Origin of the sequence: Streptomyces diastatochromogenes (assembly GCF_002242805.1) — a bacterium.
GTDB lineage: Bacteria > Actinomycetota > Actinomycetes > Streptomycetales > Streptomycetaceae > Streptomyces > Streptomyces diastatochromogenes.
In genome coordinates, this window is the sequence record NZ_MCGQ01000044.1 from 1 (window position 1) to 25,837 (window position 25,837).

Sequence of the window (25,837 nt, forward strand, 5' to 3'; positions counted from 1 at the left end):
GCGTGTTCAGCAGGTCCATGAGGTCCGATCCTGTCCTACGGGACCGCTCCGGGCCAAGGAGACTTTGCACAACGAAGGCCGATCACCGTGTGGGTATTGCCACACCCTGGGTGACCGGTCGTGCCGCTAGGGTCTGTCCGCTACCTACAAAAGCCCCGGAGGACCCATGGCGTTCGGCTGGATCGACGAGCAGGCCGAGGCGCGCCGCCGCGCCGGACTCGTACGGACCCTGCGCCCGCGCCCCGCCGACTCGCCGCTGCTGGACCTGGCGAGCAACGACTATCTGGGCCTCGCTCACCACCCCGAGGTCATTGAGGGTGCGGCCGGGGCCGCCCGTACCTGGGGCGGCGGCGCCACCGGCTCCCGGCTGGTCACCGGCACCACCGAGCTGCACACGGAGCTGGAGCGCGAACTGGCGGACTTCTGCGGCTTCGAGGCGGCTCTGGTCTTTTCGTCCGGTTATGCCGCGAACCTCGCCGCGGTCACCGCGCTCGGCCCGCACGGCTCGCTGATCGTGTCCGACGCGGGCAACCACGCCTCGCTCATCGACGGCTGCCGGCTCGCCCGGGGCACCACGCAGGTGGTCGGGCACGCCGACCCGGAGGCCGTGGACAAGGCGCTCGGCACGCACGGGGGAGAGGCGATCGTCGTCTCCGACACCGTGTTCTCCGTCGACGGTGACGCGGCGCCGCTGGCCGCGCTGGCCGAGGCGTGCCGGGCGCACGGCGCGGGGCTGGTCGTCGACGACGCCCACGGTCTCGGCGTGTTGGGCGACGGCGGCCGGGGCGCCCCGCACGCGGCCGGCCTCGCGGGCGCCGCGGACGTGGTCGTCACGGCCACGCTGTCCAAGTCGCTGGGCAGCCAGGGCGGGGTGGTGCTGGGTCCGGCCCGGGTGATCGCCCACCTGGTCAACGCGGCCCGGACGTTCATCTTCGACACGGGTCTGGCCCCCGCGGCCGCGGGCGCGGCGCTGGCGGCGCTGCGGCTGCTGCGGCGCGAACCGGCGCGGGCGGAACGGGCCCGCGAGGTCGCCGCCGAACTGCACGCACGCCTGACCGCCGCGGGTCTGGAAGCGGTACGTCCGGACGCCGCGGTGGTCTCGGTGCGGGCTCCGTCCCCGGAGCAGGCCGTGCGCTGGGCGGCCGACTGCCGAACGGCAGGCCTGGCCGTGGGCTGCTTCCGTCCTCCTTCCGTGCCCGACGGCATCTCACGGCTGAGGCTGACCGCCCGCGCGGACCTCTCCGGGGCCGAGATCGAACGCGCTGTACGTGTGATCGGCGAGACGCGACCATGAGTCGGCGTGACACGGCCGGGCATCGCGCGAAAGTGATCGGATCTGATCAGTAGGGATCGGTCGGGTCGATCGGGTCGGGTCCGAACGGGATCATCGGAGCGCGGTCACGAAGCCCGCCCAGCTCCCGGGGGAGAAGAGCAGCGCGGGTCCGGCCGGCTTCTTGGAGTCGCGCACGGCGAGCAGCCCGGCCCAGGGGCCGGAGTGCGGCCGGGCCGTCTCCACGCAGTTGTTGGCTCCCGTGCTGTAGCTGCTGCGCAGCCAGCGCACGTCGTGCAGATCGGTACTGGCAGGGACGTTCCGAGGCAGTGCTGGCATGGTGCCTCCTTACGCGCCGTCGCCTATCCCGGCGATGTAATCCAACGAGTCCTCGGGTGAAAGGGCGTGGATCTGAAGGGTGTTGAAGGCCTCCAGGTAGGCCTTGAGGTCTTCTTTCCGTTCCAGGTAGAGGCTACTCGTCAACTGGTCGAGAACAACCACATCCAGATCAGAAGTGCTCTGAAATGAGAAAATAACGAAAGGTCCGGTGAGGCCGACATGCGCACCGGCGGCGAACGGGAGCACCTGGAGGCGCACTTGGGGCAGGCGGGCGCACTCGACCAGCCGGGCCAGCTGCCGCGCCATCACCTCAGGGCCGCCGATCTCGCGCCGCAGCACCGCCTCGTCCAGTACGGCGCTCAGCTCCAGCGGCGGATCGGCGCGCAGCACGTCCTGCCTGGCCAGCCGCACCTCCACCAGCGCGTCCAGCCGCTCCTCGTCCACCCCGTCCAGGGCCGCCCGGGTGACCGCGCGGGCGTATTCGGGCGTCTGCAGAAGACCGGGAACCACCGTGGTCTCCAGGGTGCGCATCCCGGTCGCCTGTGACTCCAGGCTGATGAAATCGCGATAGGTGGGCGGCAGGATGCCACGGTAGGCGTGCCACCAGCGACTGCGGCCGCCCGCCTCTTCCGACCCTGCCAACATCAGCAGCAACTCACGCAGTTGGCCGTCACGTTCCCCGTAGGCGTCGAGGAGTAACCGCACATCGGCCGGTTTCACCCCGCTGGCGCCGGTCTCGATGCGGCTCACCTTCGACTGGTGCCAGCCCACGAGACGGGCCGCCTCACCGCTGGTGAGCCCCGCCCCGGTGCGCAGTGCACGCAGTTCGGCGCCCAGTTTGCGGCGCCGTACCGCGGGACCGTTCTGCATGGGTTACTCCTTACTCCAACCGGGCCGCCCAAATACGGTCTCGCGTCGTAGAGTTCACCGCTTTGAGCGACAGATATATGCATATCTTGGTGGATCGCTCCCCTGACCGGCCCGGTGATGGCAGTCTGGCGAACAAGCACCAGTCCGGGACCGTACTCGAACCATCCGCTCCTCGTCGGACTCCGGTCCCGTGGGAAAGGGACGACGTCGCCATGGCAGACCATCTGGAAGCATCCGTCACTCTGCCGAGCGATCCCGCCTCGGTCTCCGCGGCCCGCTCCTACGTGGTAGGCACCCTCGCGGAATGGGGCCTGCCGTCGGACACCGAAGTGGCCGACACCGTGCGGCTCATCGTCTCCGAGCTGGCCACCAACGCCGTACAGCACACCTTCGGCCAGTCACCCACCTTCACGGTCGACATCGCGCTGGACCGTGACGAACACCTGCGCATCGGCGTCACGGACAGTCATCCGCGCTTTCCGAAGAGACTGCCCGCCGCCGTCCAGCAGGACAACGGGCGCGGCATGGTCATCATCCGCTGGCTCACCGCCGAGTGCGGCGGCAGACTCCGCGTGCGCCCCACCCGCGAGGGCGGCAAGACGGTCTCCATCGAACTCCCCTGGACCATCCCGGCCGAGCCGGTCACGGCCGGCCAGGAGCCCTGAAACGCAGAAGCGCCCCTGGGCCCAGCATGGGGCGTGCAGCCCGACCAGGCCGACGTGACCACCGCCTTCGGCCCGCCGTCAGTGTTGTTCGGCGGCACCAATCCGCTCTACGGAAAGACGCTCGGTCACCTGACCGAGGACCCCGCGCAGCCGACGGCCGTCGACCCCACTCGGTCGGGGGACGGTTCACACGGACGGTCGCTGACGTACCGGCGTCTGCCGGGCGCGGCCGAACGCCCCGTGCAGCAGGGCCCGGAACGCCTCCGCCGCCGGAGTGGCCTCCTCGGCGCGGAAGGCGACCGAGATCGTACGGCGCAGCCGTCCCGCCTCCAGCGGCCGCACCCCGACCGGAGTGACCGCGGTCCGCGCCACCATCTCCGGTACGACGGCCACCCCGAGCCCGGCGCTGACCAGCGCGCACACCACGGCGTACCCGGGGGTCGGCACCAGCAGCGCGGGAGTGGCGCCCGCCTCGGCGAGCAGGGCCTCCACCTCCCGGCGGGCCGGATGGTGCGGGGCCATGCTGATCAGCGGCTGCCCCGCAAGTTGCTCCAGCGGCAGCCGGGACGAGGCACTGCTCAGCGCGTGCCCCGGAGCCGTCACCAGCACCAGCTCCTCCACCAGGACCGGCTCCAGAGAGACCGAGGCCGGCACCGGAGCGGCCTCGCCCGGGTGGTAGGCGTGGGTCAGTGCCAGATCCACCTCACCGGCCGCCACCGCCGCGACCCCGGCCGGCGGGTCGTAGTCGGCGACCGACAGCTCGACATCCGGGTGTGCCCGGCGGAACGCGCTCAGCGCGGGTGGCAGCAGATGGACGCCCGCGGTCGGGAAGGTGCCGAGCCGCAGCACCCCGCCCGACAGTCCGGTCAGCCGGGCCAGTTCGTGCCGGGCCTGTTCCAGCTCGTCCAGCACCCGCCGGGCCCGCGCCACCAGCACCTCGCCCGCCTCGGTCAGCCGGGCCCCGCGGTGATGCCGTACCAGCAGCGCCGTGCCCGCCTCCCGCTCCAGCTTCGCCAGCTGCTGGGAGAGGGCGGGCGGTGTGTAGCCGAGCCGGTCGGCGGCCCGTGTGATGGAGCCCGCCTCCGCCACGGCGACCAGAGCGGCCAGCCGCGTGGGGTCGTACATGGGACCAGCCTAAAGCATTGCTTAATGCTGGCCATTCTCATTCGAAATACCTGCTGAAGGCCGCACCCGTGCACTCTGGCCGTATGGACGGACAGCTCATCGCCTTCACCGGGATCGCCGCCGGACTCGTCGCCATGCCGGGCGCCGACTTCACGGTGGTCGTACGCAACGCCCTGGTCTCCCGCCGCGCCGGCGCGGTCTGCGGGCTCGGCATCGCGGGCGGCCTCCTCGTGCACACCACGCTGGCGGTGGCCGGAGTCGCGGCCGTGCTGGTCGCCGTACCCGCGCTCTTCCGCGCGCTGCAGCTGCTGGGCGGCGTCTATGTGCTGCAGCTCGGTGTGCGGACCCTGTGGTCGCTGCGCCGGCCGGCCGCCGCCCCCGCCGAGGAGGCGCCGTCGGCCGCGCACCCGCTGCGGCAGGGCTTCGTCACCAACGTCCTCAACCCGAAGGCCTCGCTGACCTTCCTCAGCCTGCTGCCCCAGTTCGTGCCGTCCGGCGGCTCCGCCCTGCCCAGGACGCTGCTGCTCGCGCTGATCGTCTGCACACTGGCGCTGGCGTGGTTCCAGGTGGTGGCCCTGCTGGTGGACCGGCTCGGCAGGTGGCTGCGCCGGCCCCGGGCCGCCCGCATGCTGCAGGCGGGCACCGGGACGGCGCTCACGGCCCTGGGAGCGGCCCTGCTGCTGGAGCCGCTCCTGGCCTGACCCCGGGTCAGCTGACCCGGCCGTACCAGACGCTCTTGCTCCAGATCTTCTCCAGCCGGACCACGGACCCCGTCTTCGGGGCGTGCCAGATCTTGCCCTTCCCGGCGTAGATGCCGACGTGGTAGACGCTCGAACCCGAGTGGAAGAACACCAGGTCTCCGGCCTTGCGACTCTTGGCCGAGATGTGGTGCGTCTTGTTGTACTGCTGGGCGGCCGTACGGGGCAGCTTCTTGCCCGCCTTCTTGAACGAGTACTGCGTCAGCCCCGAGCAGTCGAACCGGCGCGGTCCGGTCGCCCCGTACTGGTACGGGGAGCCCTTCTTGGAGGCCGCGATCTGCAGTGCTTTCGTCGCCGTGCCGGCGGCCGAGGCATCGGTGGCGAGGCCCGGGACCACGATCGAGCCGCCCACGGCGGCGAGGGTGAGGGCCGAGGCCGTACCGGCCCTGGCCATGAGCGACGGGACACGATTGAGCGCAGTCATGCGCAACCCTTCGTCAGCCGCCTGTGAAGGATGACCTGTCGGATTCGGGCTGGCGAAGTTGCCCGGCCGCGTTGCCACGGCTTCACCCCAAGGGCTGCTCGGCCCGACCGTCCGTCAGTGCGACGAACGTCCGTTCCGGCGACCCGTCTTGCCTGGGTCCTCCACTCCTGCCGATCCACTCCGTCGACCGGTCATCCGGGGCGGCGGCAGGACTCGGCGTCCGCCCGGATCGCCCCGCCGCGGTGGCGGGGGCTTGTCGTCAGACAGGGATCTTCCTTCACAGAAGTCGGAAAATCCCAATGGAACCGGGGGTTTGTGGCGTTACTCACCACTCGCCCGTTCGGGTGGACAGTGCTGTGTTCGAGTCACCGTCAGATCCCGCACGTAGCCCCGGACCTGGGACGAAGCGCTTTCCCGCTGACCTTGAACCGGCGTACTGCGCAAGCGGAAAGACCCCGAAAAATCTCTGAAGATACGCCGGCCGGGGGTACGTCGTTCGGGCCGTTTGGAGTCCGGCCCCGACGGGTCCGTCGACACGCGGGTCCCGTCGGGCCGGACGAGCGTCCGGATCAGCCCACGCAGTCCGGCGGGAGCACGACGCGAGCGGTACGGCGCTCGCCGTCGAGCACCCTCAAGGCCCGTGCCAGCGTGTCCCCATGCAGCTCCGTCTCGCCGCGCTGGTGCATGAGGGTCAGCGCGTCGCGCAGCTCGGACGCCTTGCGCACCAGGGCCTGCGCCGCGCGCAGCCCGCGGTAGGTGTCCCCGGACTGCGCCGGGTTGATCCGGCCCAGCAGGTCGACCGCCTCCAGGTAACGGTCGATCAACTCGCCCTCGGCACGCGTCAGCGCGGGCAGCGGCGGAAGCTCCGGTGGCAGCATCGGGCGGCTCACCCCGCGTCCCGTGCGCCGGGGGTGTCCCTGCGGCTCGGGACGATGCCGTCCACCAGGCCGTACGCCAGTGCGCCCGGCGCGTCCAGCACCAGGTCCCGCTCCAGGTCCTGCTGGACCTGCTCCGCGGTGCGCCCGGTGTGCCGTACGAGCATCCCCTCCATCAGGGTGCGCATCCGGGCCAGCTCCTCCGCCTGGATGACGAGGTCGCTCGGCTGACCCTGGGCCGGCTCGGGCAGCGCGGGCTGTTCCAGCACCACGCGCGCGCCCGGCAGCGTGAACCGCTTCCCCGGTGTCCCGGCCGCGAGCAGCACCGCGGCGGCCGCGGCGGCCTGGCCCAGGCAGTAGGTCTCCACGTCGCAACTGACGTACTGCATCGTGTCGTAGACCGCGGTCATGGCGGTGAACGAGCCGCCCGGGCAGTTGAGGTACAGCGTGATGTCCCGGTCCGGCGCCGCGTGTTCGAGCTGCATGAACTGCGTGACCAGGTCCGTCGCCGCCGTGTCGTCGAGCGGTGTCCCGAGGAAGACGACCCGGCTCTCGAACAGCTTCGAGTAGGGATCCAGCGTGCGGTGGCCCGTGCCGGTGCGCTCGGTGAACTCGGGCAGGACGTGACGGGCGGTCGGTCGGCTCATGGGCATACCCCTCCTCGCGACGGGACACCGGCGGCCCCGCTTCTGTAAAAAATGTACAGGACGTACGTGACGTTATGATGGGGACATGGCCTACGAGATTCCGGTGACACAAGCCAGGGCTGAGCTCGCCGACCTGATCAACCGGGTGGTGTACGGCGGTGAGCGCGTCGTCGTGACCCGGCACGGCAAGCCGCTGGTCGCGCTGGTCTCGGCCGCGGATCTGGAGCGGCTCGACGCCCTCGACTCCCTCGACGAGCCGGCCGAGGAGCAGGTGGTCACCTCGGTGTCCCGCGTCCGCGAGGTCACGCCCGCGGCCCAGGAGCGGCAGCGCTTCGGGATCGCGGCCGAGCATCGGGGGCCCGGCGTCTCGTAGCCGGGTATGCGCGCGCCTATCGCGCGGTCATGTGTTGATCAAGGTCCGGTTAACGTCGTTGAAACTCCGGCGAACTAGCCTGCCGATCCACGCCACCAGGGGTTTTTCTGCCCACGTTGATCACGTTCGGGCAAATTTGTCTGTGTGTTACATCTATCCCGTTGTGGTGGCTGCGGCAACCGGACCCCGCACGGTCCGGAGCAAGGACTGTGAGGTGGGACGTGCAACTGACCCCGCACGAGCAAGAGAGGCTGCTGATCCATGTGGCAGCCGATGTGGCCGAGAAGCGCAGGGCCCGTGGCCTCAGGCTCAACCACCCCGAAGCGGTCGCCCTCATCACGTCGCACATCCTCGAGGGAGCGCGTGACGGCCGTACTGTCGCCGAGCTGATGTCCTCCGGTCGCAAGCTCCTCACCAGGGACGACGTCATGGACGGGGTCCCGGAGATGATCCACGACGTACAGGTCGAGGCCACCTTCCCGGACGGCACCAAGCTCGTCACCGTCCACGAACCGATCATCTGAGGGGGCCGCGATGATTCCCGGAGAGGTTCTTTTCGCGGACGGCCCGGTCGTCTACAACGAGGGCCGCGAGGTCACCACGCTGACCGTCCTCAACGCCGCCGACCGGCCCGTCCAGGTCGGCTCCCACTACCACTTCGCCGAGGCCAACCCCGGCCTGGAGTTCGACCGGACCGTCGCGCACGGCAAGCGGCTGAACATCGCCGCCGGCACCGCCGTACGCTTCGAGCCCGGCATCCCCGTCGCCGTCGAACTCGTCCCCCTCGCCGGCGCCCGGATCGTGCCCGGACTGCGCGGCGAGACCGGAGGTGCCCTCGATGCCTGAGATCTCCCGCGCCGCCTACGCCGACCTGTTCGGCCCCACCACCGGCGACCGCATCCGGCTCGCCGACACCGACCTGCTGATCGAGATCGAGGAGGACCGCTCCGGCGGCCCCGGGCTCGCCGGTGACGAGGCGGTCTTCGGCGGTGGCAAGGTCATCCGCGAGTCCATGGGCCAGTCGCGTGCCACGCGCGCGGACGGCACCCCCGACACGGTCATCACCGGTGTCGTCATCGTCGACCACTGGGGGATCGTCAAGGCCGACGTCGGCATCCGCGACGGCCGGATCACCGGCATCGGCAAGGCGGGCAACCCCGACACGATGGACGGGGTCCATCCGGATCTGGTCATCGGTCCGGAGACCGAGGTCATCGCGGGCAACGGGCGCATCCTGACCGCCGGCGCCATCGACGCGCACGTCCACTTCATCTGCCCGCAGATCGCCGACGAGGCGCTCGCCTCCGGCGTCACCACCCTGGTCGGCGGCGGCACCGGACCGGCCGAGGGCTCCAAGGCGACCACCGTGACGCCCGGTCCCTGGCACCTGGCCCGGATGCTGGAGGCGATGGAGCAGTACCCGCTCAACATCGGCTTCCTCGGCAAGGGCAACACCGTCTCGCACGAGGCGATGCTCTCCCAGATCCGCGGCGGCGCCCTGGGCCTCAAGCTGCACGAGGACTGGGGGTCCACCCCGGCCGTCATCGACGCGTCCCTGACCGTCGCCGAGCGCACCGGCATCCAGGTCGCCATCCACACCGACACCCTCAACGAGGCCGGTTTCGTCGGCGACACCCTCGCCGCGATCGCCGGCCGGGGCATCCACGCGTACCACACCGAGGGCGCCGGCGGCGGGCACGCGCCGGACATCATGACCGTGGTCTCCGAGCCGCACGTGCTGCCCAGTTCGACCAACCCGACGCGGCCGTACACCGTCAACACCGCCGAGGAACACCTCGACATGCTGATGGTGTGCCACCACCTCAACCCGGCCGTCCCCGAGGACCTGGCGTTCGCCGAGTCCCGGATCCGGCCGTCCACCATCGGCGCGGAGGACGTCCTCCACGACCTCGGCGCGATCTCGATCATCTCCTCCGACTCCCAGGCCATGGGCCGGGTCGGCGAGGTCATCCTGCGCACCTGGCAGACCGCGCACGTGATGAAGCGGCGGCGGGGCGCGCTGCCCGGCGACGGGCAGGCGGACAACCGGCGGGTACGGCGGTACGTCGCCAAGTACACGATCAACCCGGCGCTCGCCCAGGGCCTGGCCCGCGAGGTCGGTTCCGTCGAGACCGGCAAGCTCGCCGACCTGGTGCTGTGGGAGCCCGCGTTCTTCGGGGTCAAGCCGCACCTCGTCATCAAGGGCGGCCAGATCGCGTACGCGCAGATGGGTGACGCCAACGCCTCCATCCCGACGCCGCAGCCGATCCTGCCGCGGCCGATGTACGGGGCGATCGGCCGGGCACCGGCCGCCAACTCGTTCAACTTCGTGGCACCGCTGGCCATCGAGGACGGGCTGCCGGAGCGCCTTCAGCTGGGCAAGCGCTTCGTCGCCATCGACTCGACGCGCGGGGTGACCAAGGCGGACATGCGGGAGAACGACGCGCGTCCCCAGGTGCGGGTCGACCCCGACAGCTTCGCCGTGCACATCGACGGCGAGCTGGTCGAGGCGGCACCGGCCGCCGAACTGCCCATGGCCCAGCGCTACTTCCTCTTCTGATGTCCAGGGCAGCACTGCTCGTCCTGGCCGACGGCCGCTTCCCCGCCGGAGGGCATGCGCACTCCGGCGGGGCGGAGGCCGCTGTCAAGGCGGGCCGGATCACCTCCGCCGCGAGCCTGGAGGACTTCTGCCGGGGCCGGCTGCACACCGCCGGGCTGGTCGCGGGCGCGCTGGCGGCCGCCGCCGCCCTCGGCGTCGAGCCCCGGGAGCTGGACGCGGCCGCGGACGCCCGTACGCCCTCGCCCGCGCTGCGGGGCGCCGCGCGCAGGCTCGGCCGGCAGCTGATGCGGGCCGCCCGGGCGAGCTGGCCGTCGGCCGAACTCGACGCGCTGGCAGGGGAGTTCCCCAAGGGTGCCCATCAGCCGGTCGTGCTCGGGGTGGCGGCGAGGGCGGCCGGTCTCGGCCCCGCGGATGCCGCGTACTGCGCCGCGTACGAGAGCGTGAGCGGGCCGGCGACTGCCACCGTGCGGTTGCTGAGCCTCGACCCGTTCGACGCGACGGGGGTTCTGGCCCGGTTGGCTCCGGAGCTGGATCGCGTCGCGGATGCGGCGGTGGAGGCGGCGCGAAGGGTGCTCGACGAGGGTGTCGATGCGCTGCCTGCGGCTTCGGGGCCCGTGCTGGAGATCGGCGCGGAGTGGCATGCCGCCTGGCCCGTGCGCCTGTTCGCGTCATAGATCTTCCCACCCACCCGCCCGACTCGGTTGGGCAACGAGTGGCCGTCCCCAGACTCAGCCTCTCAACCATTGGAGCCGTACATGCACCTCGACCACACCCACCACGGCCCCGCCGCCGTCAGCGCGGACGCTCATCGACCCGACGGAACCCGCCGTGCGCTGCGCATCGGGCTCGGCGGGCCCGTCGGGTCCGGTAAGACCGCGACCGTCGCCGCCCTGTGCCGGGCCCTGCGCGACGAGCTGTCCCTCGCCGTCGTCACGAACGACATCTACACGCGCGAAGACGCCGAGTTCCTGCTCCGCGAGGCCGTGCTGCCGCCCGAGCGGATCACGGCCGTGGAGACCGGCGCGTGCCCGCACACCGCGATCCGCGACGACATCTCCGCCAACCTCGAGGCCGTGGAGGACCTGGAGGACGAGGTCGGGCCGCTGGACCTGATCCTCGTGGAGTCCGGCGGGGACAATCTCACCGCCACCTTCTCCAAGGGGCTCGTGGACGCGCAGATCTTCGTGATCGACGTCGCCGGCGGCGACGACATCCCGCGCAAGGGCGGACCCGGCGTCACCACCGCCGACCTGCTCGTCGTCAACAAGACCGACCTCGCGCCGTACGTCGGCTCCGACCTCGCCCGGATGGCCGCCGACGCCAAGGCGCAGCGGGCCGAACTCCCGGTCGTCTTCCAGTCGTTGCGCGCGGAGCCCGGAGTCACGGACGTGGCGGCGTGGGTGCGGGGGCGGCTCACCGCGTGGGCGGCATGACGGCGACCGGCGTCCGGGCGCAGGCGCGGATCGTCGCCCGTGCCGACGGACGCGGCGGCACGGCGCTGCCCGTGCTGGACGGCGAGGGTCCGCTGGCGCTGCGCCGCACCCGGGCCGGCGGCGACGAGGCGCGGGTGATGGTCGTCGGCGCGATGAGCGGCCCGCTCGGCGGCGACCGCTTCTCGCTGGACACGCGGGTGGAGGAGGGCGCCCGGTTGCACGTCGGGTCGGCCGCCGCCACCATCGCGCTCCCGGGGCAGGCGAAGGGCGAGGCGCACTACGACGTACGGCTCGACGTGGCCGACGGCGGCGAGCTGCGCTGGCTGCCCGAGCAGCTGATCTCGGCCGGCGGCAGCGACCTGTACGTCACCACCCGGGCCGAACTCGCCGCCGGGGCACGGCTCGTGCTGCGCGAGGAGCAGGTGCTCGGGCGGGTCGGGGAGGAACCCGGGCGGCTCACCAGCCGGCTCACGGTGCGGGTCGCGGGCCGGACCGTGCTGGACCAGCAGCTGTCCTGCGGGCCCGGGGCGCCGGGCGGCTGGGACGGGCCCGCCGTGCTCGCCGGACACCGGTCGGTGGGCCAACTGGTCGTCGTACGGCCCGAGTTCGCCGAGCAGCCGGTGGCGGCGCGGATGCTGGGGGAGTGCGCCGCGCTGGTTCCGCTCGCGGGACCCGCCGTACTCGTCAGCGCCGTGGCCCCCGACGCGCTCGCGCTGCGGCGGCTGCTGGACGACGCGCTGACCCGGTTGGCCTGAAATGGCGCATGCCCCGCTCAGCGGGACGTGATCGTCCGTTTATCGGATTGGTAAAGAAACGTCTGCGACCCCTGTTCTCAGACGGCTCACAGCCGAGAGGATCCCCGCCTGACCACTTGTAGAACTGTGTTGGGGGAGGGGCCCACTTGAGGGACAACAGACCGAAGAGCCGCCTGCTGGCGCTCGGCTCGGCCGGAGCACTCGTCACCGCGACCCTGATAGCCGGCGCGGTGTCGGCACCCGCGGCCAGCGCCGACAGCCGCCACGGACAGGATCGCGAGGCCAGGGGCGCCGCGATCGCCGCCGCCCGCGCCGCCAAGGCCGGCATCGACTGGCAGGACTGCCCCGCCGACTGGGGCCTGGAGAAGCCCATCAAGTGCGGCTGGGTCTCCGTACCGCTCGACTACGCCAAGCCGTACGGCAAGCAGATCAAGCTCGCCGTCGACCGCATCGGCAACACGGGGACCGCCGAGGAGCGCCAGGGCGCCCTCGTCTACAACCCGGGCGGTCCCGGCGGCTCCGGGCTGCGCTTCCCGCGCCGGGTCGTCACCAAGAACGCCATCTGGGCGAACGTGGCGAAGGCCTACGACTTCGTGGGCTTCGACCCGCGCGGCGTCGGCCACTCCGCGCCCATCTCCTGCGTCGACCCGCAGGAGTTCGTCAAGGCACCCAAGGTCGACCCGGTCCCGGACACCGAGGCCGACAAGACCGCGCAGCGCAAGCTGGCCCGCGAGTACGCCGAGGGCTGCGCCGAGCGCAGCGGCGCCATGCTGCCCCACATGACCACGCCGAACACCGCCCGCGACCTGGACGTCATCCGTGCCGCGCTGGGCGAGAAGAAGCTCAACTACCTCGGCGTCTCCTACGGCACCTACCTCGGCGCCGTCTACGGCACCCTCTTCCCGGGTCACCTGCGCCGCATGATCGTGGACAGCGTGGTCAACCCCTCCCGCGAGAACATCTGGTACCAGGCCAACCTGGAGCAGGACATCGCCTTCGAGGGCCGCTGGAAGGACTGGGAGGACTGGGTCGCCGCGAACGACGCCGCCTTCCACCTCGGCACCACCCGCGCCGACGTCCAGGCGAAGTGGCTCGAACTGCGCGCCACGGCGAAGAAGAACCCCCTCGGCGGGGTCGTCGGCCCGGCCGAGCTGATCTCCTTCTTCCAGAGCGCCCCGTACTACGACTCCTCGTGGGTGCCGGTGGCGACGGCCTTCAGCAAGTACGTCGCCGGTGACACCCAGGCGCTCGTCGACGCGGCCGCCCCCGACCTGTCGGACACGGCGGGCAACATCAGCGCCGAGAACGGCAACGCCGTCTACACCGCCGTCGAGTGCGCCGACGCCAAGTGGCCCACCAGTTGGCGCAAGTGGGACCGGGACAACACCCGGCTCAACAAGGACTACCCGTTCATGACCTGGGCCAACGCCTGGATGAACCTGCCCTGCGCCACCTGGCCGACGAAGCAGCTGACCCCGGTGGACGTCAAGACCCACCGAGGCCTGCCGCAGGTGCTGATCGTGCAGTCCACGCGTGACGCGGCGACCCCGTACCCGGGCGCCGTCGAGCTGCACCAGCGCTTCAAGGGCTCCCGCCTGATCACCGAGAAGGACGCGGGCTCCCACGGCGTCACCAGCCTGGTCAACCCCTGCATCAACGAGCGGGTCGACAACTACCTGATCAACGGCAAGCTGGACACCGCCGACGTGACCTGCGCGCCGCACGCGACGCCCAAGCCGTAACCCCTCCGGTACGGCGACGAGGGGCGGCCGGACACTCCGGCCGCCCCTTCGTCATGCCCCCGCCAGCCAGGCGTCCTCGGCCGCGTAGTCGAAGAGGTCGGGATACACCCGCGCCAGCAGCGGGAAGCACTCCCGCCAGTCGCCCTCGGCGAGGCGACGACGCAGCCACTCGACCGTCTCCGGCAGGCTGTCCTGGTACGACACCACCGGCCGGTAGCCCAGTTCCTGCTCGGCGGCGGACATGTCGCAGACCATCGGCAGTGGCACCGACCAGGGAGTTTGGCCGACCGCTCCGCCGGGCGGCGGGCCGTCCACGAGCGTGGTCTCCGGCTCCACACCCATGACCGCGTCGACCGCCGCCCCGATCCCGGCCACCGTCGGCGCCTGCGGATCACAGGCGTTGAGTACCCGGGACCCCGGCCGGCCCGCCGCCAGCCGGACCAGTTCGGCGATGTTCCGGGCGCTCGCCGGATGGAAACGGCTCTCCCCGCCGTACGCGAGCACCCGCCCGCCCCGCCCGTCCAGATGCCGCTTCACGAAGTACAGCTCGCGGGGGAGCGGACTGTACGGCCCGTGCACCGCACCGGCCCGCAGCACGGTCGTCGGCAACTCCTCGCCCTTCGCGAGCAGTTCACGCTCCAGGGCCGCCTTGCGGGTGCTGTAGGTCGCCTCGCCCGGCGCCACCGTCGGCTGCGTCTCCGCGACCGGCACCGGGTAGGCCGGGAAGCCGTCGGGCTCGCCCTGGGTGTCGAAGCCACGCCCCTTGTCGTCCTCGTACACCGACACGCTGGAGATCACGACCGCCGAGCCGATCCGGTCGGCGAGGGCCGTCAGCTGACGTGCGTGCCCGGCGCCGTACGCGACCAGGTCGACCACCAGATCGCAGCCGTCGCCCACCACGGCCGCGAGCGCCCCGTCGTCGGAACGGTCCAGCCGGACCGCCCGCACCCCCTCGCCCCACGACTCGTCCCGGCCACCGCCCCGCGAGGCGGCCGTCACCTCCCAGCCGTCCCGTGCCAGTGCCGCCACCGCCGGACGGCCGATCTGTCCGCTCGCCCCGATCACCACAGCCCGTTTCATGGGGCGAGCCTAGGCACGCGGCACGCCCGGCACGGAGCCGTTCTGCCGACGGCAGATCAGCTGAGCGGCGCCCGCGGGAACTTGCGCTCCTTCTTCTCGGCCGCCTGCTCCGCCTTGACGACGGCCGCGTACCGGTCGACGTACTCCTGCTCGGACAGCGAGAGGATCGCGTACATGATCTCGTCGGTGATGGCCCGCAGGATGGCCTTCTCGTGCTCCATGCCGGCGTAGCGGGAGAAGTCGAGCGGCTTGCCGAAGCGGATGACGACCGGGTGGATGTTCGGAATGACCTTGCCGGGCGGCTGCGCCTCGAAGGTGCCGATCATCGCACAGGGCACGACTGGCACCCCCGCCCTGAGCGCCATGACCGCGACCCCGACCTTGCCCTTGTACAGCCGGCCGTCGTGCGAGCGGGTGCCCTCCGGGTAGATGCCCAGCAGCTCGCCCTTGCTCAGCACCCCGAGCCCCTCGCGGATCGCGGCCTGTCCCGCGTCCTTGCCGGAGCGGTCCACCGGGATCTGACCGGCGCTGCGGAAGAAGAAGGCGGTGAGGCGGCCCTTGAGGCCGGGCCCGGTGAAGTACTCCGCCTTGGCGAGGAAGGTGATGCGCCGCTTCAGGATCGCCGGCATCAGGAAGTGGTCGGAGAAGGACAGATGGTTCCCCGCGACGATCGCCGGCCCCGACGCCGGCACGTTCTCCAGCCCCTCGATCCGGGGGCGGAAGACCAGTCTGAGCAGGGGGCCCAGCAGCACGTACTTGAGCAGGTAGTAGAACACGGCTCACTCCTCTGCACCCGTGGTCATCTGCAGCCACGATCAGGCGGGCTCATGCTGACCCATTGCCGAGTTTACTGATGATCAGTCAGGTTGGATCGTTACTGGGAGATCGTTGAGGGAAGCACGGCCGCCCCGCTCCTCTCGTTGGTGGAGGGCGTTGTGCACGACGCCGATGCCGCTCTGCACGTCCCCGGCGCCGGTCCAGGCGTTCAACGCGACCGTGCCGTGGCGGAGTCCGGCGAGGACCGGGGCGAAGTACTCGGTGCTTCACCGACGGAGTGGTCAAGGCGCGCAGCCGGGACGTGGACGAGGGAGTGGCGGACCTGTGCGGCGCGCTGGACGCCTCGACCAGGTCTCTGCAGAAAGCGTGCGACGAGGTCGTCTCCCGGAGTGCCCAGGGATCCACCGACGACGATGCCGCACTGCTGCTGGTGCGCATGCACGCCTTCCCCGAGGACAGCGTGGCAGCCTGGCACACCACTGGACCTGCTTCTGGAGCTGTGGGTTCCAGGTGAGCGCCGCCCCGTTCTCCGCTGGTGCGACCGGTCACGCCTGCATAGCGTGATCACATGACCACAGAAACGGCCCGGCCCGCACTCGACGACCGGCGGTGGAAAGCGCTCGGGGTCTGTCTGACCGCGGGCTTCATCTCGCTGCTCGACGTCTCGATCGTGAACGTGGCTCTGCCTTCCATGGAGCGCGGGCTCGGTGCCTCCGAAGCCACCCAGTCCTGGGTGGTGTCCGGGTACGCCCTCGCCTTCGGCCTCGCGCTGGCGCCGGCGGGGCGACTGGGTGACCTGCGTGGGCGCCGCCAGGCGCTGTTGTTCGGCCTCGGCCTGTTCACGGCCGCGTCGGTGGGGTGCGGGCTGGCTGCCGGCCCCACCTGGTTGGTGGTGTTCCGGCTGGTCCAGGGTGCGGCCGCCGGTGTGGTCGCACCGCAGACCTCGGGGTTGATCCAGCAGATGTTCCAGGGCGCCGAGCGGGCTCGGGCGTTCGGTTTCCACGGCAGCGTCGTCGCCGTGTCCACCGCGGTGGGCCCGCTCGCGGGCGGACTGCTGATCCAGGCGTTCGGCACGGACGACGGCTGGCGCTGGGTGTTCTTCGTCAATGTGCCCATCGGGGTGGCCGCCCTCATCGCGGGGCACCGGCTGCTGCCCCGCCTCCCGGTGCCGAGCGACAGACGGGAGAAGTTCGATCCGTTGGGCGTACTGCTCCTCGGCACGGGCGTGCTGGCGTTGCTGCTTCCCCTGGTCCAGGAACAGCAGTGGCAGGGGCGGGCGAAGTGGGTGCTGCTCCCGGTGGGCGCACTGTTGCTGGGGGTTTTCTGGCTGTGGGAAAGGATCCGGGGCAGCCAGGGCGAGGCGCCGCTGGTCGACCTCGGGCTCTTCTCCCTGCGCTCCTTCACGCTCGGCACCCTGATCAGCCTCACGTTCTTCGGCGGGCTCACCACCATCTTCTTCGTCCTGTCCCTGTTCCTGCAGAACTCCGTGGCCTACAGCGCCCTTGCCGCTGGTGTGACGATCCTGCCGTTCGCGGTCGCCTCGGCGGTCGGCGCGGCCTTCGGGGGACGTCTGGTGATGCGTTACGGCCGCGGCCTGGTCGTCATCGGCCTGAGTGCGGTGGTTCTCGGGCTGCTCGGCGTCGTGTTGGCCGTTCAGCTGGTACCCGGCGAGGGCGTGGGCTGGGCCATGGCGCTGCCGCTGGTCATCGGCGGGATCGGGTCCGGTCTCACGGTCTCACCCAACACGACCCTCACCCTCATGCTCGTGCCGGTACGACGGGCCGGTGCGGCCGGCGGGGTGATGCAGACCGGCCAGCGCATCGGCTCGGCCATGGGTATCGCCGTGGTCGGCGCTGTGTACTTCGCGCACCTCTCCAACCACGGCCGTGCCACGAAGGCCCTTCAGCTCGGGCTGCTCACCGCCATGGCCATCATCCTCGTCGCCCTCGTCCTGGCCGTGGCCGATCTGCGGGAGCGCCGGGCGCATCCGGGCAGCGACGACCTCACGGCGACGCCGCGGCGGGGCGTGGGGGAGAGCGGGGCCGGTGGGCCGGGTGGTCCTCAGCCATCAGCACAGAGATGATCGCCGTGCGTCAGCTCTTCGAGTCGGAAGGCAGCCGACGCGCCGCGAAAAGAACCATCGAGATCTTCACCGCGGTCGAAATGGTCAAGGCCTGCAGGAAGGGCATTCCCATGAGCCACAGTGCCATCATCATGGCCGTGAGGACCAGGAAAACCGGGAGCAGGTTGGTCTGTTTGACCGCGGAACGCAGAACACCCGTGCGTGTTCGAGGCTGAGTCACTGTATCGATCGCACCAACGCGGATCTCTTCTTCGTCGACTTGCGGCATTCTCTTTCCTTCCCGCGGGCTCGTTTCCGCTAGCGAGCCTAGGTAGGGCCCGATGGAGTTGCCACCGCTGCTACTCCGACGTCGTCCGTACGCGGCCGGTGATGTGAACCTTTACGCCCGTTGGGAGGCATGCGGCCGAGTGTCGCGCGGGCATCCGCAGATTCGGTCCTACGTTCCGGACATGAAAAGCAATCATGTTCGGTACGCCGCGTTCGTCGCCGTACTTCTCGGTGTGGGCCCAGGTGCTTTCCCGGTCTCGGCGGTCTCCTTCCCGGCCGCGCGGACCTTGACGGTGCACCCGGGTGAGTCGATCCAGAAGGCCGTGGATGCCGCCCGCGCCGGTGACACGGTCCTGGTGCAGGCCGGCACCTACCACGAGAGCGTCACGGTCAAAACCTCCGGACTGACCCTCCGCGGCGTCGGTCCGCGCACGGTGATCGTGCCTCCCGCGAAGAAGGCCGTCCCCAGCCCCAAGGCAGCGGTCGGCTGCGTGGAGGGCGGCAAGGGCATCTGTGTGGTCGGGCTCAGGAACAAGCCCGTCGCGGACGTGACCGTCTCCGACCTGAAGGTGACGGGCTTCTCCAGCGTCGGTGTATGGTCCCTGGCCACCGACCGCCTGACCGTGCAGCGGGTGCGGGCCGAGAAGAACGGCAAGTGGGGCATCTCGCAGGAGCACTCCACGCGCGGTGTGTTCAGGAACAACGTCGCCCGCGACAACGGTGACGCCGGCCTGTACCTCGCCAACACGACGATGTCGGAGAAGGGGGCCACGGACAGCCGGGGCCTGGTCGTGGAGGGGAACACCCTGGAGGGCAACCGGAACGGCCTCACGGTCCTGCGTCTGCGCAACCTCACGGTCCAGCGGAACTACCTGACCGGGAACTGCACCGGGATGATCGTGATCGGAGACGAGAACAAGCCCCAGGCCGGCGCGCTCACCGTCAGCGAGAACCACGTGCTGCGCAACAACAAGTACTGCGCCAAGACGGCCCGGCTGCCGTTCGTGCAGGGCTCCGGGATCGTACTGTCCGGTGCGGAGAGCGTTCTGCTGACGCACAACGTGGTCGAGGGCAACAGCGGCCGGTCGCCCCTGTCGGGCGGTGTCGTGCTGTTCAAGAGCATGGTCGGCGCGGTCAACGCCAAGAACCGCGTCGACGAGAACTGGCTCAGCGGCAACGCCCCGGCCGACCTGGTCAATCAGAACGCCTCGAAGAGCGGCAACCTCTTCCGCGGCAACTTCTGCCGGGTCTCGATCCCGGCCGGACTGTGCTGAGCTGAGCCGGCCCGTGGGCCGTTCGGCTCCGTGAGCAGGGCAGTGTCCCTTCGCGTCGCTCCCCCGCGAGCGGTGCGAAGGGACACTGCTGTCACACCGGTTGGTGAGGGTGGCCCGCGTGACGGTCCCGGGCGCGCTCAGGCAGGAGCGAGCGCGGGCAGCAGACGCAGGGCGTTCCCGCGGTTGATGTGGCCGCGTTCCCGGTCGCCGAGCGCGGGATCCCCGTCCAGAGCGGGGGTGGTCATCTCGGTGACCACGCGCGTGGGGGTGGGGGGCCAGTCGCTTCCGTAGAGGATCCGGGAGGAACCCGCGGCGGCCAGCAGAGTGGGGGTGGCCGACGGGGACATGGGCGCTGCCGTGTCGTAGTAGAAGCGGTGCAGGTAGTCGCGGACGCGGCCGGGGTCGACGGCGGGGACGAGCTGGCGGCCGAAGACCTCGATCCGGCTCGCGATGTAGGGGAGGTACCCGCCGCCGTGCGGGAGGATGAAAGTGAGCCGCGGGAAGCGGTCCAGAGTGCCGTTCATGATCAGGCTCAGGGCGGCGCGCGTGGTGTCCATGAGGAAGTCGCACACGAACGGCGGTACGCCCCGGGGGGCGCCGGAGGTGTTCACCTGCATGGGGTGCGTGCTGATCACGGCGGCGCGTTCGTCCAGTTCCGCCATGATCGGGTCGAGTGCGGGGTCGCCCAGGAACGTGTCGCCCGTGCTGGTGCGCGCGCTGACGCCTACGGCCCCGAGCTGGTCCATTCCGTGGGAGACGGACCAGCGGGAGAGTTCGGGGTCGTCGAGGAAGACGGGCGTGAAGAAGGCGAAGCGGCCGGAGTGCCGGGTGGCCAGGGCGCCGGCGGCGTCGAGGGCGACACGCGTGCTCTCCTTGCGTGCCGCCGCCTCCTTGAAGCGTCCCAGCATGGCGACGGTCAGGACGCTGGTCCGCGTGCCGGTCCGATCCATCAGATCCAGGGCGGCCGTTTCGTCCCACCGGGTCCACGGCGGCAGGCTGTCACGGTCCGCGATCCCGTTCTTCTCGGCCCACCGCACCCATTCGGGGGCGGTGTAGTGGTGGTGGACGTCTATTCGTTCGTGTCGGGCGTCGTCGCCGCTCGGTGCGGTGCGGTGGCCTATGTCGCCCGGAGCTTGCAGGTCGGTCGGCATGGATGGGGCTCCCTACGGTGGAAGGGTCCGGGGGCGTCTGAGAGCGGATCAGCGGCTGAGGAGGCCTTCGAGGACGTGCGTCAACTCGTGCGCGGGGTTCGCGGGGAGGTCCGCGGAGCGCCAGGCGACGATTCCGTCGGGGCGGACGAGCACCGCGCCCTGAGGGGTGACGCCGTGGACGGCGGCCCAGTCCGCGCCACCGCCATCGGTGCCGTCGGCGGCCGTGGTGTCGAGGTCGAAGTCCGGGCCGGCGCCGATGCGGTAGGACACCAGGGGGACGCCGAGCTTGGCCGCCGCGGCCTGGACGGCCGACGGCCACGGCCCGTCCGGAAGACCGGAGAGCAGGACGAAGCACCGCTCGTACAGATCGACGGTCGACTTGGTGTCCCCGTTGTGCACGACGGTCATGTGCGGGGCCCGGGTACCGGGGTCCGCCTGCAGGCGGAGTGTGTCCGGGATGGTCGGCGCTCCGGTGTCCGCGCCGGACACGGCCGTGGAGAGGTAGCGGTAGCCGAGGGACACGGTCATCAGGTCCGTGCTCTGGCCCGGGCCCTGCGCGGCGGCGTAGCCGGGGTGCTCCTCGCGTGCCGCTTGCTCGATGGCCCGGGCGATCGTGGCCAGGGCGACCGGGCGCCGTTCGTCCTCGTAGGTGTCCAGCAGGCCCTCTCCCGCCCAGCCGTGCAGCACCGCGGTGATCTTCCAGGCCAGGTTGTGGGCGTCCTGGATGCCGGTGTTGGATCCGAACGCGCCGGTGGGGGGCATCTCGTGGGCCGAGTCACCGATGAGGAAGACGCGTCCCTGCCGGTAGCGGTCGGCGACCCGGTCCGCCGCGTGCCACGGGGCACGCCCGGTGACCTCGACGTCCAGGTCCCGTACGCCGGCGGCGGCCCTGACGTGGTCCGCGATGCGCGTGTCGGTGAAGTGGTCGAGCGTCTGGCCGCGCTCGGGGAACCACGGGATGTGGAAGACCCACTTCTCCTCGTTGTCGACGGGCAGCAGAACCCCGTCGCCCTCGGTTCCGTTCAGGTAGCAGACGAGGAACCGCTGATCGCCCACCACTTCGCGGAGGAGCTTGCTGCGGAAGGTGACGCTGACGTTGTGGAACAGGTCGCCCCCTCCGCTCTGTCCGATGCCCAGGCGCTCGCGCACCGGGCTGCGCGGCCCGTCGGCCGCCAGGAGGTAGGCCGTGCGCATCGTGTACGTCCGGCCGCTCTCCCGTTCGCGCAGTTCGCACGTCACGCCGTCCCGGTCCTCGGTGAAGGAGACCAGCTCCGTACCGAAGCGCATGTCCCCGCCCAGCCGACGGGCGTGGTCCAGCAGGACCGGCTCCAGGTCGTTCTGGCTGCACGCGCACCGCAGGGTGGAGCACACGTCCTTCTCGGGGGGCTTCCCGCCGGTGAGCCGGGCCGAGAGCCATCTGCTCTGACCGCCCGACAGTCTGTCCGTCTGCATGATGCCGTGATTGCCGGACAGGTTGGCCGCGGCCTTTCTGATGTCCGGTTCCACACCGGCGGTGCGGAACAACTCCATGGTCCGCATGTTGTTCCCCCGGCCCCGGGGGTGTTCGGAAGTGGCGGCCCGGCGTTCCGCGACCATATGGCTGACGCCCAGTCTTCCCAGAAACACCGACGCGGACAGTCCGACAAGCGAACCGCCCACGATCAATACCGGCACCATTTCTTCGTCGCGCCTGTCCACGGCCCGTCCTCCTCCAGTGACCCAGCGGTAGTTCGGGCAGCAATTCGAACTCATGGCGGCCCTGGGTTCGAACCTGTCATACGGCCGCCGGGTCGGCAATCGAGCCTTCCCTCGGACGGCGCACTCGTCGTTTCCGCGACCGCACCGTGCCGAAGAAGTCGGGAAGCGTCAGGGTGAATCGCGTTTTCCCGTTACGAGTGGCGTCAATGCATTCCTGCGTTCCAGCGTTCAGCCGACTCGTGCCACTGCGGGAAGAGAAGAAGGGCCGTCGATGACTCAGACGCAAGAGCAGGAGACCGCGGACGAGACAGCCCGGGCAGTGGATGCGGCATCCCGCGGCTGCCCCGAATACCGGTCCAACCCGCACCCTCTCTATCAGCATCTGCGTGAGAACGCGCCCGTGTGCCGTATCACCCCGCCGCACGGTGTGGACTCGTACCTCATCACGCGGTTCGAGGACGCGAAGGCGGCCCTGGCCGACCCGCGGATCAGCAAGGACATGTACGCGGCCATCGACGCCTACCGTTCCATCTTCGGCGACTCCTCCATCGCCCTGGACGACAACATGCTGTTCGCCGACCCGCCGAAGCACACGCGGCTGCGCCGGATCGTCAGCCGTGCGTTCGTCCCCCGCCGTATCGAGGCCCTGCGCCCGCGGATCCAGGAGATCACCGACGCGCTGCTCGACCAGTGCTCCACCCTGCAGTCCGTCGATCTCCTGTCGGCCTTCGCCTTCCCGCTGCCCCTCCAGGTGATCTGCGAGCTGATCGGCGTCCCCGAGGAGGAGAGGGAGGAGGTCCAGCAGCGGTGCAGCGTCGTCGCGCGGACCGGTTTCAGCAAGAAGGACAAGGACCGGCTGGCCGAGGCCGAGACCGCGCTCCGGGAGTACTTCGAGGTCCTGATCGCCCGTAAGCGGAAGGCTCCCGAGGACGACCTGCTGAGCGTCCTCATCCAGACGAGCGACGAGCAGGAGTCGCTGACGGACGGCGAGTTGCTGTCCACGCTGTGGGTGCTGCTGTTCGCCGGCCACAAGACGACCGCCTACCTCATCGGCAACGCCGTCTTCACCCTGCTCACGCACCCCGAGCAGCTCAAGCAGGTGATCGACTCGCCCGAACTCCTCCCGAACGCCATCGAGGAGATCATCCGCTTCGAGGGCTCGGTCGAGAACGCGACCTTCCGTCACGCGCTCGAGGACGTCACCATCGCGGGGACGCTCATCCCCAAGGGCTCGCTGGTGCAGATCGCGGTCACCTCGGCCAACCGGGACGCCGCCGCGTTCGAGAGCCCCGACGCCTTCGACATCGCCCGGCCGGGCGTGCAGAGCAATCACCTGGGATTCGGTACGGGCCCGCACTACTGCCTCGGCGCACCGCTGGCCAGGATGGAGATGCAGATCGCCCTGGACTCGCTCTTCCGCCGCTTCCCGAAGCTCTCCCTGACCATGCCGGCCGACGAGGCCAAGTGGCTGACCGTGCCCTTCCCCGCGTTCCGCGGCCTGACCGAGCTGCCCGTCGCGCTGGACCCCTCCAGGGTTCTGGACGACTGGGCATCCGGGATGCCCGACATCGCGTGAGCCCCGGGCGTCGGTACCGGCATCCGGTTGAGCATTCGCCTTCCAGATGGCCTGGTCGGTTGAGTCGTACCTGACGTCACCTCACATGCTCGGGGACGAGCGGTTGTCGCCTGCCTCAGGAGCTGTCCCGGCTTCGGGTCTCGGCCTCGGCGATGGACTGGGCGTCGGCCTCGGCCAGCGCGATGGCCACGCCGAAGGCCTGGGCGATGTGGGTCCCGGCCGACATGACGCGCGCGGTGCCGACGACGGGGGCGATCGCCACGAGGACGTCCTGCAGTTGCTCCACGGTCAGTTCGGCCTTGACCGCCGGGTCGACGTGGGCGAGGTAGGAGATCGCCGGTGCGTCCATGGCCACGAGCGCGGCGATGCGGGTCAGGATGAGGGTGTGCTCGTCCATGCCGCAGCGTTCGATCGAGTCGATCGTCATGGCGGCCAGCGTGTCGAGTACGGGAGCGTCTGATCGGGTGGACATGGCGGTTCCGCCTTCCGGAGTCTGCCGTCTGGGCTCTCCTCACCGTAGGCGGCTGCCTGTCGCCCCTTCCTCACCCGATGCGGGTGAGGGCGGGCCGCGGCCCGGGATGGTCCGATGGCGGCATGAGCAGGTCCGCGGGCGACTCGCCCTCCTCCGCGCCGACGGGCGGGGGCGGCGCCGACGGTCTCGTGCGGCCCGTACCCCAGGGGGTGACGCGGCTGGTCCTGGGCCTGGCCGACCTGGCGTCGCAGGCCGTGTCCGCGGCGCGTCCCGGGACTCCGCGCCCGGTGGGTACACCGGCGCCCCTGGGCGACGCCCTGCTCGGATTCGCGCTGGAGGTGGAGCGGCGGTCGGTGTCCAGGGTCGTGGGCACGGCCGACCGGGCCGGGCGCTGGGCCCGCGCCGCGACCCGGCTGCTCGTGCCGTCGGCCGTGCTGGGTGCGGTGGACGGCCGTATCGCGTACTGGAGCGCGCGGGGAGCGGCGGAACGGGTGCGGTCGCGCAATCAGGCGGAGGACCTGGCGCGGGCGCTCGTCCGGGCGATGACGGCGGCCGTCGTGGACGAGCTCGACCTCGACGCCGTGGCCGACCGCCTCGACGTGGACCGCGTGGCCCGGCGCATCGACCTCGACGCCCTGCTGTCCCGGATCGACCTCGACGGGGTCCTCGCCCGCGTCGACCTGGACGCCGTACTGGCCCGTGTCGACGTCGACACGCTGCTGTCCCGGATCGACCTCGACGCCGTCGTCGACCGGATCGACGTGGATGCGGTGGCGGAGCGGCTGGACGTGGACCGTGTCGCACGGCGCATCGACCTGGACGCGGTGCTGGCCCGGGTGGACCTGGTGACGTACACCGAACAGGTGCTGGAGGAGCTGGACGTCGGGCGGATCGTCCGGGACACCGGGGGCAGCATGACGGCGGAGACGCTGGACGCGTTCCGTGAGCAGAACGCCCGCGCCGACCGGTTCGTGGACCGGTTCACCGAACGGCTGCTGCATCGTGCCGGATCCCCTCCGGGGCCGTCGGCCGGTGAGCCGCCGTCGGGGGCGCGACGCGAGGGGCCTGAGGCGCCGTGACCGCGATGGCCCGTGCGCCCGGTCCGGCGGTCGTCCAAGGACTGCCGGCCGGGCTCGTCACGCGAATGGTGGCCGCCGTCGTGGACGTCCTCGTCGTGCTCGGCGCGGTCGCGGTCGTTCAGTTCGGTTACGCGGCGCTGCGGTATCTGCTGGTGGGGCCCCCGTTCTCGGCGCCGCAGCTCGGCCTGTGGGGGGCCACGGGATTCGGCACCGCGGTCGCGGTCGCCTATCTCGTGGGCAGCTGGTGCACGGTCGGGCGCACCGCCGGTGACCAGATGATGGGCCTGCGGGTGACCGGCCGGTCCGGCGCCCGCCTCACCCTCGTGCCCGCCGTGCTGCGGGCCGTCCTGTACCTCCTCTTTCCGCTGGGACTGCTGTGGATCCCGGCCAGCAGGCGCCGGGCCTCCGTCCAGGACCTCCTGGTGGGCAGTGCCGTGGTGCACGACTGGTACGGCCGGTCGCGGCCCCACCTCGGTCCGGCCGGCTCGCCCGGTCCACCGGGTCATGGCGCGGGCGAGCGGCCGTAGGCGGCACCGAGGGCGTG

At 71.0% G+C, this 25,837-nt stretch carries 28 protein-coding genes and 1 pseudogene; 17 read left to right on the forward strand and 12 right to left on the reverse strand.

Annotated elements, in window-relative coordinates:
* The first annotated feature begins 166 nt into the window (after positions 1-166).
* Entirely contained in the window at positions 167-1,294 is a 1,128-nt protein-coding gene (locus tag BEK98_RS38525) for an 8-amino-7-oxononanoate synthase (protein ID WP_094221420.1), read from the forward strand.
* A 90-nt stretch (positions 1,295-1,384) separates the two neighbouring features.
* Here BEK98_RS38525 and BEK98_RS38530 read toward each other — a convergent pair whose 3' ends face one another.
* Both BEK98_RS38530 and BEK98_RS38535 read right to left on the reverse strand, forming a co-directional pair.
* Positions 1,385-1,609, reverse strand: a complete 225-nt coding sequence (locus BEK98_RS38530; protein ID WP_094221421.1) for a DUF397 domain-containing protein — start codon at positions 1,607-1,609, stop codon at positions 1,385-1,387.
* 9 nt (positions 1,610-1,618) lie between these two features.
* The gene (locus BEK98_RS38535) at positions 1,619-2,479 is read right to left on the reverse strand and encodes a helix-turn-helix domain-containing protein (RefSeq protein ID WP_094221422.1); all 861 of its coding nucleotides are present in this window, start codon (positions 2,477-2,479) and stop codon (positions 1,619-1,621) included.
* A 212-nt stretch (positions 2,480-2,691) separates the two neighbouring features.
* Between BEK98_RS38535 and BEK98_RS38540 the strand changes: the two genes are divergently transcribed.
* Positions 2,692-3,144, forward strand: a complete 453-nt coding sequence (locus tag BEK98_RS38540) for an ATP-binding protein (RefSeq protein WP_094221423.1) — start codon at positions 2,692-2,694, stop codon at positions 3,142-3,144.
* 186 nt (positions 3,145-3,330) lie between these two features.
* Here the strand turns inward: BEK98_RS38540 and BEK98_RS38545 are convergent, their stop codons facing one another.
* The gene (locus tag BEK98_RS38545; RefSeq protein WP_094221424.1) at positions 3,331-4,269 is read right to left on the reverse strand and encodes a LysR family transcriptional regulator; all 939 of its coding nucleotides are present in this window, start codon (positions 4,267-4,269) and stop codon (positions 3,331-3,333) included.
* Positions 4,270-4,352: 83 nt separating this feature from the next.
* Between BEK98_RS38545 and BEK98_RS38550 the strand changes: the two genes are divergently transcribed.
* Positions 4,353-4,970 carry a LysE family translocator gene (locus tag BEK98_RS38550; protein ID WP_094221425.1) on the forward strand — a complete coding sequence of 206 codons (618 nt, stop codon included), beginning with the start codon at positions 4,353-4,355 and terminating at the stop codon, positions 4,968-4,970.
* A 7-nt stretch (positions 4,971-4,977) separates the two neighbouring features.
* On the opposite strand, the gene BEK98_RS38555 is transcribed toward BEK98_RS38550, so the two are convergent.
* From BEK98_RS38555 to BEK98_RS38565, 3 genes are all read right to left on the reverse strand, one after another.
* On the reverse strand, positions 4,978-5,451 hold the full coding sequence (locus BEK98_RS38555; protein ID WP_094221426.1) for a C40 family peptidase: 474 nt from the start codon (positions 5,449-5,451) through the stop codon (positions 4,978-4,980).
* 569 nt (positions 5,452-6,020) lie between these two features.
* The gene (locus tag BEK98_RS38560; RefSeq protein ID WP_094221427.1) at positions 6,021-6,329 is read right to left on the reverse strand and encodes a hypothetical protein; all 309 of its coding nucleotides are present in this window, start codon (positions 6,327-6,329) and stop codon (positions 6,021-6,023) included.
* Between the two features lie 8 nt (positions 6,330-6,337).
* Positions 6,338-6,973, reverse strand: coding sequence for an ATP-dependent Clp protease proteolytic subunit (locus tag BEK98_RS38565; protein ID WP_094221428.1), 636 nt, complete (start codon positions 6,971-6,973; stop codon positions 6,338-6,340).
* An 85-nt stretch (positions 6,974-7,058) separates the two neighbouring features.
* Here BEK98_RS38565 and BEK98_RS38570 point away from each other — a divergent pair, with 85 nt between their 5' ends.
* The 8 genes from BEK98_RS38570 to BEK98_RS38605 all read left to right on the forward strand — a co-directional run bounded on the left by BEK98_RS38570 (position 7,059) and on the right by BEK98_RS38605 (position 13,836).
* Positions 7,059-7,346, forward strand: a complete 288-nt coding sequence (locus BEK98_RS38570; protein ID WP_094221429.1) for a type II toxin-antitoxin system Phd/YefM family antitoxin — start codon at positions 7,059-7,061, stop codon at positions 7,344-7,346.
* Positions 7,347-7,567: 221 nt separating this feature from the next.
* Positions 7,568-7,870, forward strand: a complete 303-nt coding sequence (locus BEK98_RS38575) for an urease subunit gamma (protein WP_093479411.1) — start codon at positions 7,568-7,570, stop codon at positions 7,868-7,870.
* Between the two features lie 10 nt (positions 7,871-7,880).
* Entirely contained in the window at positions 7,881-8,192 is a 312-nt protein-coding gene (locus tag BEK98_RS38580) for an urease subunit beta (RefSeq protein ID WP_094221430.1), read from the forward strand.
* Positions 8,185-9,906 carry an urease subunit alpha gene (locus BEK98_RS38585; protein ID WP_094221431.1) on the forward strand — a complete coding sequence of 574 codons (1,722 nt, stop codon included), beginning with the start codon at positions 8,185-8,187 and terminating at the stop codon, positions 9,904-9,906. Before BEK98_RS38580 ends, BEK98_RS38585 begins: the two co-directional genes overlap by 8 nt.
* Positions 9,906-10,580 (forward strand): urease accessory protein UreF, encoded by a 675-nt coding sequence (locus BEK98_RS38590; protein WP_094221432.1) that lies wholly within the window; start codon positions 9,906-9,908, stop codon positions 10,578-10,580. The genes BEK98_RS38585 and BEK98_RS38590 overlap by 1 nt, the downstream gene beginning before the upstream one ends.
* A gap of 81 nt (positions 10,581-10,661) precedes the next feature.
* Positions 10,662-11,339, forward strand: a complete 678-nt coding sequence (gene ureG / locus BEK98_RS38595) for an urease accessory protein UreG (protein WP_094221502.1) — start codon at positions 10,662-10,664, stop codon at positions 11,337-11,339.
* Positions 11,336-12,094 (forward strand): urease accessory protein UreD, encoded by a 759-nt coding sequence (locus BEK98_RS38600; RefSeq protein WP_094221503.1) that lies wholly within the window; start codon positions 11,336-11,338, stop codon positions 12,092-12,094. The genes ureG and BEK98_RS38600 overlap by 4 nt, the downstream gene beginning before the upstream one ends.
* Positions 12,095-12,240: 146 nt before the next feature.
* Entirely contained in the window at positions 12,241-13,836 is a 1,596-nt protein-coding gene (locus tag BEK98_RS38605; protein ID WP_208643358.1) for an alpha/beta hydrolase, read from the forward strand.
* A 51-nt stretch (positions 13,837-13,887) separates the two neighbouring features.
* Here BEK98_RS38605 and BEK98_RS38610 read toward each other — a convergent pair whose 3' ends face one another.
* Together BEK98_RS38610 and BEK98_RS38615 are read right to left on the reverse strand one after the other, a co-directional pair.
* A complete protein-coding gene (locus BEK98_RS38610) occupies positions 13,888-14,904 on the reverse strand; it encodes an NAD-dependent epimerase/dehydratase family protein (RefSeq protein ID WP_094221433.1) in 1,017 nt (338 codons plus the stop codon).
* 68 nt (positions 14,905-14,972) lie between these two features.
* A complete protein-coding gene (locus tag BEK98_RS38615) occupies positions 14,973-15,692 on the reverse strand; it encodes a lysophospholipid acyltransferase family protein (protein WP_094221434.1) in 720 nt (239 codons plus the stop codon).
* Positions 15,693-15,949: 257 nt separating this feature from the next.
* Here BEK98_RS38615 and BEK98_RS38620 point away from each other — a divergent pair.
* Together BEK98_RS38620 and BEK98_RS38625 are read left to right on the forward strand one after the other, a co-directional pair.
* A pseudogene (locus BEK98_RS38620) lies at positions 15,950-16,207 on the forward strand (SpoIIE family protein phosphatase); the annotation flags it as partial.
* 54 nt (positions 16,208-16,261) lie between these two features.
* Positions 16,262-17,776 (forward strand): MFS transporter, encoded by a 1,515-nt coding sequence (locus tag BEK98_RS38625; RefSeq protein WP_094221436.1) that lies wholly within the window; start codon positions 16,262-16,264, stop codon positions 17,774-17,776.
* Between the two features lie 10 nt (positions 17,777-17,786).
* Here BEK98_RS38625 and BEK98_RS38630 read toward each other — a convergent pair whose 3' ends face one another.
* Positions 17,787-18,044 carry a hypothetical protein gene (locus BEK98_RS38630; RefSeq protein WP_094221437.1) on the reverse strand — a complete coding sequence of 86 codons (258 nt, stop codon included), beginning with the start codon at positions 18,042-18,044 and terminating at the stop codon, positions 17,787-17,789.
* 181 nt (positions 18,045-18,225) lie between these two features.
* On the opposite strand from BEK98_RS38630, the gene BEK98_RS38635 reads away from it, so the two are divergent.
* Positions 18,226-19,317: a right-handed parallel beta-helix repeat-containing protein gene (locus BEK98_RS38635; RefSeq protein ID WP_094221438.1), complete on the forward strand. Its 1,092-nt coding sequence runs from the start codon at positions 18,226-18,228 to the stop codon at positions 19,315-19,317.
* Between the two features lie 137 nt (positions 19,318-19,454).
* Here the strand turns inward: BEK98_RS38635 and BEK98_RS38640 are convergent, their stop codons facing one another.
* The gene (locus BEK98_RS38640; protein WP_094221439.1) at positions 19,455-20,468 is read right to left on the reverse strand and encodes an amidohydrolase family protein; all 1,014 of its coding nucleotides are present in this window, start codon (positions 20,466-20,468) and stop codon (positions 19,455-19,457) included.
* Between the two features lie 48 nt (positions 20,469-20,516).
* On the reverse strand, positions 20,517-22,145 hold the full coding sequence (locus BEK98_RS38645) for an FAD-dependent oxidoreductase (protein WP_094221440.1): 1,629 nt from the start codon (positions 22,143-22,145) through the stop codon (positions 20,517-20,519).
* A 292-nt stretch (positions 22,146-22,437) separates the two neighbouring features.
* Here BEK98_RS38645 and BEK98_RS38650 point away from each other — a divergent pair, with 292 nt between their 5' ends.
* Positions 22,438-23,742 (forward strand): cytochrome P450 family protein, encoded by a 1,305-nt coding sequence (locus tag BEK98_RS38650; RefSeq protein ID WP_094221441.1) that lies wholly within the window; start codon positions 22,438-22,440, stop codon positions 23,740-23,742.
* A gap of 115 nt (positions 23,743-23,857) precedes the next feature.
* Here the strand turns inward: BEK98_RS38650 and BEK98_RS38655 are convergent, their stop codons facing one another.
* Complete coding sequence (locus tag BEK98_RS38655) at positions 23,858-24,214, reverse strand: carboxymuconolactone decarboxylase (RefSeq protein ID WP_094221442.1); 357 nt, start codon at positions 24,212-24,214, stop codon at positions 23,858-23,860.
* Positions 24,215-24,336: 122 nt separating this feature from the next.
* Here BEK98_RS38655 and BEK98_RS38660 point away from each other — a divergent pair, with 122 nt between their 5' ends.
* Together BEK98_RS38660 and BEK98_RS38665 are read left to right on the forward strand one after the other, a co-directional pair.
* Positions 24,337-25,293: a hypothetical protein gene (locus tag BEK98_RS38660; RefSeq protein WP_094221443.1), complete on the forward strand. Its 957-nt coding sequence runs from the start codon at positions 24,337-24,339 to the stop codon at positions 25,291-25,293.
* 5 nt (positions 25,294-25,298) lie between these two features.
* The gene (locus BEK98_RS38665; protein ID WP_094221505.1) at positions 25,299-25,820 is read left to right on the forward strand and encodes an RDD family protein; all 522 of its coding nucleotides are present in this window, start codon (positions 25,299-25,301) and stop codon (positions 25,818-25,820) included.
* Positions 25,821-25,837 lie beyond the last annotated feature (17 nt).